This is a genomic window from Vibrio sp. Hal054, assembly GCF_037162405.1.
GTDB classification, from domain to species: Bacteria; Pseudomonadota; Gammaproteobacteria; order Enterobacterales; family Vibrionaceae; genus Vibrio; species Vibrio diazotrophicus.
Genome location: NZ_JARLUT010000001.1, coordinates 1,332,066 through 1,344,733 on the forward strand (window position 1 = coordinate 1,332,066; position 12,668 = coordinate 1,344,733).

At 41.5% G+C, this 12,668-nt stretch carries 5 protein-coding genes and 3 pseudogenes; 6 read left to right on the forward strand and 2 right to left on the reverse strand.

The window, feature by feature from the left end; genetic code table 11:
* The first annotated feature begins 127 nt into the window (after nucleotides 1-127).
* Nucleotides 128-1,444 carry a ferredoxin reductase family protein gene (locus tag P4S58_RS06175; RefSeq protein WP_337163193.1) on the forward strand — a complete coding sequence of 439 codons (1,317 nt, stop codon included), beginning with the start codon at nucleotides 128-130 and terminating at the stop codon, nucleotides 1,442-1,444.
* Here the strand turns inward: P4S58_RS06175 and P4S58_RS06180 are convergent.
* Nucleotides 1,441-2,163, reverse strand: coding sequence for a GntR family transcriptional regulator (locus P4S58_RS06180; RefSeq protein ID WP_180980071.1), 723 nt, complete (start codon nucleotides 2,161-2,163; stop codon nucleotides 1,441-1,443). The two genes, P4S58_RS06175 and P4S58_RS06180, sit on opposite strands and share 4 nt — an antisense overlap.
* Nucleotides 2,164-2,398: 235 nt before the next feature.
* Entirely contained in the window at nucleotides 2,399-4,018 is a 1,620-nt protein-coding gene (locus P4S58_RS06185; protein WP_337163196.1) for a PTS fructose transporter subunit IIC, read from the reverse strand.
* Between the two features lie 380 nt (nucleotides 4,019-4,398).
* Here P4S58_RS06185 and P4S58_RS06190 point away from each other — a divergent pair.
* From P4S58_RS06190 to P4S58_RS06210, 5 genes and pseudogenes are all read left to right on the forward strand, one after another.
* Nucleotides 4,399-4,860 (forward strand): annotated as a pseudogene (locus tag P4S58_RS06190) (fructose PTS transporter subunit IIA); the annotation flags it as partial.
* A gap of 163 nt (nucleotides 4,861-5,023) precedes the next feature.
* On the forward strand, nucleotides 5,024-7,669 hold the full coding sequence (gene mngB / locus P4S58_RS06195; protein ID WP_337163198.1) for a mannosylglycerate hydrolase: 2,646 nt from the start codon (nucleotides 5,024-5,026) through the stop codon (nucleotides 7,667-7,669).
* 61 nt (nucleotides 7,670-7,730) lie between these two features.
* Complete coding sequence (locus tag P4S58_RS06200) at nucleotides 7,731-8,891, forward strand: glycerate kinase (protein ID WP_337163199.1); 1,161 nt, start codon at nucleotides 7,731-7,733, stop codon at nucleotides 8,889-8,891.
* Nucleotides 8,884-10,076 (forward strand): annotated as a pseudogene (gene manA, locus P4S58_RS06205) (mannose-6-phosphate isomerase, class I). The gene P4S58_RS06200 and the pseudogene manA overlap by 8 nt, the downstream one beginning before the upstream one ends.
* 1,500 nt (nucleotides 10,077-11,576) lie before the next feature.
* A pseudogene (locus P4S58_RS06210) lies at nucleotides 11,577-12,497 on the forward strand (IS5 family transposase).
* Nucleotides 12,498-12,668 lie beyond the last annotated feature (171 nt).

Here is a 12,668-nt window from a genome sequence, read left to right on the forward strand (position 1 = left end):
TGTATTAAAATTTGTCCCTTAAATGTAAAGGTGGGTAAAGTCTGGTAAGCCTATGCAAATGAGCTTTTATGGGTAGGTTGTATTGCTATGATATTCACCAGTTATCATGTTGCTAAAGAATATCATAATGTATAAATTTGCCGCTATTCTAACCCTATTATGGCTACCAAGTTTGCCGATGAACTTGGAGGATTTAGACAATTTTTTCATCTGGCGCCACCACTTAACGATGTACACAGGCCTCATTGGTCTAGGTTATATGGGGCTAGCAGTTTTACTTGCTGCTCGTTTTCGTTGGTTAGAAAAGAAAGTTGATGGTTTAGATAAAGGATATAGACTACATAAAAACTTAGGGATTGGTGCAACAGTATCTCTATTTTTTCACTGGCTGATTATCAAGAGCGGAAATTGGTTGGTAGGGGCTGGCGTACTTGAAAGGCCAAGCCGAGGGCCAATCCCAGAACTTGACGGAGTCAATTGGCAGGCGGTAGCTGTACAAATTGGTGATATTTCTTTTAAGGTGTTTATTATCTTTAGTATTATTAGTTTATATAAAACAATTGATTACAATAAGTTCAAGTTTACGCACAAAATTGGTGGCCTTTTGATGATTGCAGGTATTATTCATACTTTCTTCTTGCTAGATTGGGATGTCGCTTCTGCACTCATGAACTTTGCCATTGTAATTATTTCGGTGTTTGGTTTCGTGGGGGCGTGGCTTTCATTGTCAGGTGGTATTGGAAAAAAGAACACATCTGAAGGTCATGTAGTTAGTATTGAAGACTTCTCTGCAACGTTAGAACAGAAACTAGCTGTCAGATTTTCTATTAAACTAAGTACAGATATTAGCTATAAAGAAGGTCAATTCGCATACCTGAACTTTCATGATGGTGAAGCTCCACACCCATTCTCTATACTCAACTTCGATATGGACAATCAAAGAATAGAATTCGGAGTAAAAGATTTGGGCGACTACACCCATAAGATGGTAAATAGTCTTAAAGTCGGCCAAAAGGTCACAGTCGAGGGAGGTTACGGTGCATTTCAAATTCCTAGGTATGGGAAGCAAGTCTGGATTGGTGCAGGAATTGGTATAGTGCCTTTTGTTTCTCGACTTTACTGGCTAACAAGAGAGAATAACAAACGGCAGTACAAGCTCGAAAAAGTGCACTTATTTTATTGTGTTAACTCAGAGAAAGAAGCTTTCTTTCGCAATGAAATTTTGTCTCTTTTGCAACGTTTCGATTTTGTTGAACTGCACATGGTAATTTCGGATTTAGGTGAGTTTTTGGATAGTAATCTGATTCTAGAAAAAATGAAGAGTAATAACTTTGAGACTTGTTTTTGTGGGTCACAACAATTTGGAAGTATGTTAAAAACAGAACTTAGTTCTGCCGGAGTTTCGCATGAACGTTTCCACACAGAGCTTTTCATGATGCGTTAATCTCGCTTCTCACGCTTGGCAATCAAAGTAAACTTATAATTGCTTGATTTGAAGTAATTGCGACTGTATTCAAACACGGTGTCATCCTGTAAATAACTACGAGTTCTCTTTTCGATTATTGGTTCGGCTGGAGCAATACCCAGCAAATCTGCAATATCCTGAGGTGGAAGTATAGGAATTATCTCTTGCTCGCTGCGATCAATTATTAAGCCTTTTTGTTTTTCAATGTACTCATATTTTGAACCCTGCATAACCTGATAGGTCAAATCAGGGAACATTGCAGTAGGCATCCAAGTTTCTTCTACTGTAATTGGATTGTCGTCAACGTACCTTACCCGTTTGATATAAAAAATGCGCTCGCCCTCTTTAACGTCTAAGTGTTCGGCCATTGTAAGAGATGCACATCGTATCTCAAAAGAGAGAACGTCACTGTGTGTTACACCATCCAGGTGGGCCCATTTTTCAGCAAAGCTACTCTGTTGATACATGTCGTAGTTCACCTTACTTTCTTTTACGTAGGTCCCACTGCCTTGAATACTTTTAAGTTCTTCGTTTTCAATTAAGAGTTTAAGCGCTTGTCTAACGGTTACTCTACTTACCGAAAATTCTTCACGTAGCTGAGCCTCTGTAGGGAGAGCTTCACCTACTCTGTACTCTCCAGTACCAATTTTATTTCGTATTTCATCGGCTATTTTGCGATACATGGGAAGTCTTGTCATGGATACCTCGACAGATTGACAAATGAACTAACGGTATTCAGTTGTACGTTAGGATGATTGTGATTGAACTAGATATTAAGTCACAACATGATACGAATTCAAAATAGATAATACAAATTGTATTCAATTTACGTCACTTCATATTTGAATATATAAATCATCCATGTTGCAGAGTTGAGGCAAAAAAACAAAGGCTCTAGGTAAACCGAGAGCCTTTGTAAGGGATAAGACAATTCTATGCTTTTGTTGTGGTTAGTCGTTTGTCTTTACCAACTGCTTTAAGCGCAATTGTTAGTGCAATAGACACAGCGATACCGACTAAAAAGTATAGTAACCATGACATTGGGTCCCCTATGACTGGGAGCATAAATACAGCACCGCCAGCAACAGTCCCGATAGTAATTTTGGACGATAAAATCAGTGCAGCAGCAACACCTCCACCGACCATATGAGCTGGAATGATACGCATCGGATCCTTAACTGCGTAAGGGATTGCTCCTTCCGTAATACCACAGAAGCCCAAAATAGCTGTCGAAGGGCCCGCCAAACGGTCTTCTTCATCGAAGTAGCGCTTAAACAGGACTGACATGATGCCTAAAGACATTCCAGGAATACATTTTGCTGCTGTGAACGCCGCGTAGAAGATGGAAGCATCGCCTGCAAAGTCACCACTAGTGCCGACACCGATACAGAACATATAAGCTGCCTTGTTTACGGGCCCCCCCATATCGAAACATGCCATTGCACCAAGGATAAAACCAAGGATCATAAGGTTACTGGTTCCCATTGACGTTAACCATTCTACAAGACCTGAATTCAACTCAGCGAACAGTTTACCAGGGCCTACATACATGAATAGCAGAGTACAGATACCAGCAAGCAGAGGTGTGATTATTATCATTTTAACGGATTCAAGTACTGCAGGCACTTTGATTTGGCGGATCAGCATAACAAATACAGCGGCAGCAGCACCAGCGACTAGTCCTCCAAGGAATCCACCTGTCATAACAGAGATGCTCCCGAATCCGCCACCCATAGCAACATAACCGCCGACAAAACCAGGTGCAAGTCCAGGCTTACCTACCATACCGTAAGCTGTAAAGGCGGCAAGAACGCAGACAAGTAGAGGGTTGAATGCCTTGAGCGTACTGTAATACAAAAAGTGAATGATACCTTGAAGAGAAGATTCAAACTGTGCTTTTGCTTCTGGCTGAGCAATAGCGGCGGTAACTTCTTTCTTTATTGCACTAATATCATTGTTTGCAAGGCCTTCAGACGCATTAATTATACCCAGGTCTGCATACGTTTTGCCTGTGTACTCGGTCAGAATTGCCTCATCATAAAGGTGAGTATAATCGTAGCCAAAGAATAGGTTTAAAAGGCCTACGCAGAGACCACCGATTATAACTAAAGGGATGATGTGAGAGACACCTGATAATGCGCCTTTATACCAGTCTTTGAGAAATTTAACGACAATGTTGTCATTACTAACTTCTTCTCGCTCTTCTGAAAAAGAGCTGGTCGTTTTTTTCTGAGTAACACCATCTGCTTTCACTTTTTGTTCGAGAGCATCAAGCATTTCATCCGCTTTTTTTATTCCGTCTTTCACTTTACCGTGGACTGCTGGAAGACCCTCAAAGCGCTCTGCTTCTGCAACGCCAACATCCGTCGCGAATATGATGCCGTCAGCTTCAGCGACATCTTGCGGAGTGAGCCGACCGTCAAGACCATTGGCACCTTGCTTTTCAACTTTTATTTGCCAGCCTCGGGCGGCAGCTCTCTTTTCCAAATTTTTGGCAGCCATGTAGGTGTGAGCCACACCGGCGGTACATGCTGTAATCGCTAAGATTTTCATCTGTAGTCCCTTATGTTTCGTTTCTACAACTATTGAATTAATAAATGTTTTAGCTTACCCAGAGCAATCATGTATTTGCTCGATGACTTATTATTGCTCACATTCTACCCTTCATCTGTGATGTTATTCACATATGTATTATAAATGTATTAATGTTGTTCCTACAAATTTCAATAAATGTTTTTCTGTTTCTTTGTTTTTTATTCAAAAAACAGTGTGTTATATTGATATTTCAATTTTTGTGGTTGAAAGTTCAGGCGGTGTAATCTTTTCTTTCTTTTATGAGATATGGATCAAAAAAATAATTGTATTGCAGTTGTATTATATTTGCATTGTTTGGTCGAGAAGAGACCAATGGACCTGATGACAGGAAAATGACTATGAACTTAACTACATTGACTAATCCATCGCTAATTAACCTCCAAATCGCTTTTGAGAGTCGTGATCAAGCGATAGAAGTGCTCGCTGAACAACTAAACCAGCAGGGCAAGCTCCATGATAAAGATGAATATCTTAAAGCCGTATTTGAGCGTGAAGCACACGGTGCAACAGCACTCGGTGAAGGCCTAGCTGTGCCTCATGGAAAGACCGATGCGGTAAAAGAAGCGGCTTTCGCCGTTGCGACCCTTAAACAAGAATTGAAGTGGCAAGGTATTGATGAAGAAGAAGATGTAAACCTCATTTTCCTTATAGCTATTCCAAACGCAGAGGCGGGATCAACTCATATGCAGTTGCTTACTGAGTTAACTAGTACGCTGGTCGATGATGACGTGAGAGAAGCAGTACTAGCGGCTACTACTGTCGAAGAAATTATGAGCTTGCTTCGAGATGAAGAACCCCAGCCAGTGGTTGATGGGGTGGTTGGCTCAGAGCTTGTTGTTGAGACGCCAAACCAAGATGAGCAAAAAGGCTTTTCTAAGTTTGTATCAAAACTATTTGGACGCTCTTGAGAGCAACTCATCACTCTTCGTATATCGTAAATGCATTAACTAAGGTATTCCCCAAATGATTAAATCACGTGTTCACATTACTCCTCATATGCACTGGGATCGTGAATGGTATTTCACAACTGAAGAATCTCGTATTCTTTTGGTCAACAATATGGAAGAAATCATGCATCGTTTGGAGTGTGACCCGCAGTACAAATATTACGTACTTGATGGTCAGACTGCTGTGCTGGAAGACTATTTCGCGATCAAACCAGAGAACAAGCAACGTGTTCAATCCTTAGTTGAAGCGGGTAGATTGATCATTGGTCCTTGGTATTCGCAAACCGATACGATGCAGGTCTCTGGGGAGTCGATTGTTCGTAATATGCTATACGGAATTCGAGATTGTATGTCGCTCGGTGAGCCGATGAAAATTGGCTATTTGCCAGATTCCTTCTCAATGAGTTCGCAATTACCGATGATTTATAATGGGTTTGGTATTGATACTGCGATGTTTTGGCGTGGTTGTTCAGAGCGTCATGGCACTAACAAAACCGAATTTTTATGGCAATCTAATGACGGCTCAGAAGTCATGACGCAAGTGCTACCATTGGGTTACGCAATTGGTAAATACCTGCCACAAGATGAAGCCAGCTTGCGTGCACGTTTAGATAAATACTTTCCTGTGTTGGAGAAACCTTCGGTCACAAAAGATATTTTGCTACCGAATGGTCATGACCAAATGCCAATCCAAAAAGATATCTTCGAAGTAATGGATAAGCTTCGCGAGATCTACCCAGAACGTGAGTTTGTTATGAGCCGTTTTGAGGAGGTGTTTGATCGTATTCGTGATGAGCGCGATAAGCTTGATACCATCAAGGGTGAGTTTAATGACGGCAAGTATATGCGTGTTCACCGAACCATCTCATCGACACGTATGGATATCAAGTTGATCCATGCAGAAGTAGAAAACAAGATCGTCAATATTCTAGAGCCGCTTGCTTCAATTGCCTGGACGCTAGGCTTTGAATATCACCACGGACTTATTGAGAAAATGTGGAAAGAGAGCATGAAAAACCACGCCCATGACTCGATTGGCTGCTGTTGTTCAGACAAAGTTCATGCTGAAATTTTGAATCGATACATTCTAGCTGACGACATGGCGACGAACCTCATCAACTTCTATAAGCGTAAGATTGTCGACCACATGCCTGCGCGCGAAGGTTGCGACAAGCTAGTGCTATTTAATTTGTCGCCGTATGAGCGTGATGAAGTGATCAATACCACGATAACCATTCGTGCAGAGTCCTTCAATCTGTTTGATGACCTAGGCAATTCTGTTGAGTACTACATTCAAGATCAGCGCGTAATTGATCCCGGTAAAATTGACCGACAAATTGTACATTACGGCAACTACGATCCGTTCATTGAATACGACATTCAAATTAAGTACGCCGTACCTGCGATGGGGTATACAACATTGCACATCGAAGCGAACCAAACTGGAGCACAAAAAGAAATTGATTTTGGTGGTGACGCAGCCATGATGGAAAATGAATTCTATCGTATCAACGTCAACTCCAACGGCACATTGACTATTTTCGACAAAGAAACGCAGATGACTTTTGATCAAGTCCTGCGTCTTGAAGATGGTTCGGATGATGGGGATGAATACGACTACTCACCGTCACGTAAGGAGTGGATACTGTACTCGGATGAGTATGATGCACAAATCTCAGTAAAACATGAGGGTTTCCAGTCGGTGGCAACTATCGAAACTCATATGGAGGTGCCTGAGGATTTAATAGAACGGGAAGCTCGTAGCGGCTTAAGTGGGTATGTCCATATTGAATGTCAAGTAATCCTTAAGCAAGGCTCACGTCGAATTGACGTTTGCATGGTTGTTGACAACCAAGCGGATGATCACCGCGTGCGTGTACTGATACCAACACCGTTTGTCTCTGAGCGTGTGGTTGCAGACAACCAGTTTGGTTTGATTACTCGTCCAACCAACGATCCTGCTATGCAAGTATGGGAGCAAGAAGGTTGGAAAGAAGCTCCAGTACCTGTGTATCAGCTTATTAACTTTGCTGCAGTGGAAAATCAAGTGGGAGGCTTGGCGCTCATGACTAATGGCTTGCGCGAGTTTGAAGTGATCGCAAGTCAAGGTGACGAGCAGCGTGATACCTTTGCTCTAACATTACTTCGTGGTGTTGGCGTGTTAGGTAAAGAAGAGCTGTTGCTTCGCCCTGGTCGTCCGTCGGGTATTAAAATACCTACTCCGGATTCACAAACTCGCGGTAAGTTGGAGTGCAATTTTGCGCTATTTGGCTTCGCAGGCAATCATATTGACGCTAACGTTATGGCTCATGCTCGAGATAACGTGACACCAATAGAGTGTTACAACAAGATCCCATATAACGCTATGAAACTCAATGTTGGCAAGCAAGATATTCCGTTAACTTATAGTTTATTCAATAAATCAATCGATGGTGCGGTATTAAGTGCGGTGAAAAAAGCTGAAGACGCTGAAGCCTTAATTATTCGAGTTTTCAATCCATCAGAAAATAAAGAGATAGTCGACGAAGTGACTTTCGAAGATGGAATCACGTCTTGGAACGAAACATTGTTGGATGAATCAATCATTTCGACAGCAACGCACAATACATCATTTGGCCTTATGAAACCGTGTCAGGTTAAGTCTTTCCTAGTGAAGTTCTAATGGAGTAGGTCGTTTTTGACGACCAACTTCAAGAGTATCAATAAGAAATAAGGTTAATTGAATGAAGATCGTAATTGCTCCAGATTCGTATAAAGAATCTATGAATGCTAAGCAGGCTTGTTGTGCTATTGAAGAAGGCTTTAGAGAAGTGTTCCCTAATGCCGAATACCAGCATCTTCCATTGGCTGATGGAGGAGAAGGAACTGTTGAAGTATTAACACAAGGCTTGAAAGGAGAACACCGAGTTTCTCTTGTTGAAGGCCCAATGGGAACCCCTGTTCATGCTAATTGGGCGTTGTTAGATAATGGGACAACCGCACTGATAGAAGTAGCAGCCGCTTCAGGTTTAGACCTGCTAAAACCAAGTGAGCGAAATCCGATGGTGGCATCTACTTATGGTACTGGCGAAATAATTAAAGAAGCGTTGGATATTGGTGTAAAGAAAATACTATTAGGACTCGGCGGAAGTGCGAGCAATGATGGCGGGGCTGGAATCGTACAAGCGCTTGGTGGCAAATTATTGGACAGTGATGGAAACGAATTGTCTAAAGGTGGTGCCGCATTAGAGCAGATTTATTCCATAAATTTAGCTAACGCTCATCCTCGATGTAAATATGTTGAATTGCAGGTCGCATGTGATGTGTCTAATCCATTATGTGGAGAGTTTGGTGCAAGTCATATTTACGGCCCTCAAAAAGGTGCCTCTGAAGAGATGATAATCAAACTCGATAAAGCGTTAGGGCAATTCTCAATGGTTGCAGCCCCAATTAATGGGGCAGATCATCGTCATAGTGCGGGCTTTGGAGCTGCTGGTGGGGTTCCTTTAGGTTTATCGATTTTGTTTGATATTCATCTTCAGCCAGGAATAGAAATCGTAATGGATGCCTTGAATGTTGATGAGCTTCTTAAAAACACAGACTTGGTTATTACTGGTGAAGGTCAGATGGACAACCAAACTCTGCAGGGGAAAGTACCATTTGGTATAGCAAAACGCGCAAAATTTAGAGGTATTCCCGTTATTGGTATTGCAGGCTCTTTAGGCGAAAATATTGATGAGCTATACGGATATATAGATACGCTATTTGGTACTGTGCGTGCTCCACAACCTTTAGAAACAGTTCTCGCTGAAGCAAAATCCAATTTAACTAGGACTTCTAGAAATCTAGCATCCGCACTTTGGTTAGGTATGAGTTTGGCAGATAAGGGGACGAACAATGGATAACTCTATATTCAAGCTTGACAATGTTGTTCAACATTACCCTTGGGGCAGCTCAACTGCTCTATCAGAACTCTTTGGTATTGATAATCCAGATCACGTACCACAAGCGGAAATATGGATGGGCTCACATCCCAATGGATGTTCAAAAATACTAACAAGTGGCAAGACTCTAGCAGAACTCATTCTTGAAGACCCTAACCAAGTGCTAGGGAATTATACAGCAGATCGATTTGGTGATTTACCATTTCTGTTTAAGGTACTGGCAGCAGAAAAGCCTCTTTCAGTTCAAGTGCATCCAAGCAAAAAGAAAGCAGAAGAAGGTTTCGAGAAAGAAAATTCTCTGGGTATCGCATTGGGTGCTAGCAACCGCAATTTCAAGGATGGCAATCATAAGCCTGAGTTGGTGTACGCACTGACCTTCTATAAAGCAATGAACGGATTTAGGCCAATATCAGACATTGTCAGTTTATTTAATCAGGCAAAAATAGAGTCATTGCGTAATGACATTGATACCTTACAGGCCAATCAACATGAGAAAGGTTTAAAGGCTTTTTTTCAGTTGTCATGAATCTTTCCGGTGAACGCAAACAACAGGCTTTATCTGAGTTATTTCGAGCGTTAGCTGATGGGGCAAAAACACTAAAAGCACGAGAAGCATTTTCACTTATCTCTGAATTTAAACGCGATTATGATGACGACATAGGACTTTTTTCACCATTATTGTTAAATGTGATTGAACTAGAGCCAGGTGATGCAATGTTTTTGCATGCGGAAACCCCTCATGCATACGTACGAGGGGTGGGTTTGGAGATTATGGCTAATTCAGACAATGTCCTTCGTGCGGGATTAACACCCAAATACATGGATGTTTCGGAGTTGATTGAAAATACTAAATTCATACCGACTCCGTCAGAGCGTATCAAATTACGGCCTTATCAAATGGAAAATAAGTTCGGTTATCCAATACCTGTAGATGACTTTGGCTTTGAGATTATTAATGTAGATTTGACCAGCAGAAAGCAGTACGTGCGTAGTGCGGAAATTTTGTTTTGTATTGAGGGCAAAGTCGATATCACTGTACTGAATACAACCGTTACATTAGCCGCTGGTGAATCTGCGTTTGTAAGCTGTAGCTCAAGAGGATACAACTATCGTGGTTCAGGCGTATTGGCGAGAGCTTTTAATTGATGCTTCCCCCTTAATAGGCATCCTTGAGTCTTAAAGACTATTTGCTCCTTAGCTCCCGCCTACTTGGCGGGTTTTTTGTATTAAGAGTTAGTGCACTTACCGTGTTCCGTATGTCGCGCAATATCAGTTGAGATGCCCGCTATAGGTGCGGAGAGTTCAACGATCACGAAAGAGCATGGGGCACTTTCCGACTCTCGTGCCTTTTGGCTAATGCGTATTAACCACGTCCGCTGTTTCGAAGGATAACGCACCTTACACGGATTCACATGCGTTCCTCATGCTGACTACCTAGCACTCACCCGACTTGTGTTTATCAGGAGGAGCGTCCTCTAACGATTTAGATCCCGATTGACAAATACCAATCTTCGTTACATTGTCAGAGCCGTTACTTTATTCAAGCTCCTAGGTTCATCTGGTGATACAGATGGTTCACTCGTTTAGCGGTGAACAGCGTTTCATACGACCTCACGTCGCACGCCCCGTTCCTTGTTTCAGCGCTGACTTTCATGATCTTTATCTACTCATTATGCTATGATTAATCTAATGTCATTTACGAGTCGAGATGTGAGCATTAATCGTACTCAAATAGCGTTGTACGAAATTTTCCAACAAGTCGAGCATTAAGATTTGCTACAATATTATCTAGGCATGGAATCAGAATAGGTTACGTATGAGTACTGAATTTATAATAGCAATGGGGATTCTTTTAGGTGGTTCGTTCGCGGTGGCTACGTTTGCTGTAATATATGATAAGAATCGAAGCAACAAATAGAAAAACATTAGGTTAGCTCTATAGCTTGTGTCTCTGAAAGTAACTCTGTTTGCACCGACTACATAGAGTTACTATAGACAGTGTTCAAATTGTATTAATACATACACCACGAAATCGCGTAAATTTCATGTCAAACATGACTGATATGGCTTCTTTGTATTCGCTAAATTCCACCAGATAGTCAAAAATCTCCGTTAGAACCTTCGCTTATCCTTTTAGCCCTTAGTATCAATTGGTGATGTTTATATCGTATTCGGATGTTTAATACGTAGTCTTTGTGCTAGAGAGGATATAGTATTCACAAGTGATTATCGGATTAGATTTTAAAGTCATATAAATCAACTGGTTAATGTTTTTCGGGGTCCCGTAAGTGCTGATGATTATCCAAAGATTTACATGAGGCCTACAAGATAGGAAGAATATATCATTCATACTCTATTTACAGACTTGATTATATGATAGAAAAATCAATTAGTTATGATTTTTCTGTAATATCACATAGAACACTTTCATCCGTGAATTCCTTGTTATAATCGAACGATATGGATGTCTAATACTAAATTGATAAATGGAAAGAATTAATCTTCAGCAATAAAGAACGATTCATTTAAAAAGCTGCAGTATCTACTTCAAAAACAACACATGTCTCGGGCTCTGTTTCCTAAATCATGGAACTAAATCATCAATCTACGATCTGATCAGCTAAGTTCATCCAAATACTTAGACTAATGGCCAAGCCTCGCTACAAAACAACCAATTAGAAACACTATAACCAAGCTTTAATCAATCGCGGTTCACTGACATTTTGGATTGATGAAGAAGCTATCCAGTTATGGAAACAAATCAAGCAAGGCAATCGTGGAAGGCCTCGTTTGTTTAGTGACTTAGCCATTACGACGGCTCTTATGGTTAAGCGGGTATTTTCAATGCCGTTGAGAGGTCTTCAAGGGTTCATTAACTCTATTTTTAAGCTCGCTCAACTACCGTTGTCATGCCCTCATTATTCATGCATTAGCAAGCGAGCTAAAACGGTTAACGTCGCATTCAAAACAAAGACTAAAGGAACAATCCAGCATTTAGCCATTGATGCAACAGGGCTGAAGGTCTACGGTGAGGGCGAGTGGAAAGTCAAAAAACATGGCACTGACGGGAAGCGCCGTATCTGGCGAAAGTTACATTTAGCGGTCGATACAGACACGCATGAAATCATTGCTGCTGAGTTAAGTTTATCGAATGTGGGCGACGGTGAAGCGCTTCCTAATTTGCTCAGACAGACACGCCGAAGAATCATTGAGATATCTGGCGATGGAGCTTATGACACAAGGTTGTGCTACGAAGCTATTCACCTCAAGCAAGCTATTCCGCTCATTCCGCCGAGGGAAGGCGCAGCCTTCTGGGAGCAGGGCCATCCTCGTAATCTAGCTGTCGGGTGCCAGAAACTATATGGTTCAAATAAGCATTGTAAAAAGAAGTACGGCTACCATAAACGTTCGCTCTCAGAGACGGCGATGTTCCGTGTGAAAAAACTGCTCGGTGGGACATTAAGCTTAAGAAATTACAATGCTCAGGTTGGTGAGACTTACGCCATGATAAAAGCGTTAAACAAGCTCACAGGGCTAGGTATGCCTGAAACGATGGTGATCGCATAACAATTAGCCATGTTAGGGGCGTTTTTAACTGAAAGCGAATTAGGAAACAAAGCCCATGTCTCGCATTTTTAATGTGGTTAAAGTGGTTGTTTATTTTTGTTCAAAGTAACAACTTTGTACTTACCCTCTTTAATTGCCAATTTACAGGCTTGGGTCAATTTACGCATTGAT

Excerpts from the sequence above, each read along its gene's own strand:
- P4S58_RS06175 (WP_337163193.1), top strand. The coding sequence starts at position 128 with ATGTATAAATTTGCCGCTATTCTAACCCTATTATGGCTACCAAGTTTG.
- P4S58_RS06180 (WP_180980071.1), bottom strand. The coding sequence starts at position 2,163 with ATGACAAGACTTCCCATGTATCGCAAAATAGCCGATGAAATACGAAAT.
- P4S58_RS06185 (WP_337163196.1), bottom strand. The coding sequence starts at position 4,018 with ATGAAAATCTTAGCGATTACAGCATGTACCGCCGGTGTGGCTCACACC.
- mngB (WP_337163198.1), top strand. The coding sequence starts at position 5,024 with ATGATTAAATCACGTGTTCACATTACTCCTCATATGCACTGGGATCGT.
- P4S58_RS06200 (WP_337163199.1), top strand. The coding sequence starts at position 7,731 with ATGAAGATCGTAATTGCTCCAGATTCGTATAAAGAATCTATGAATGCT.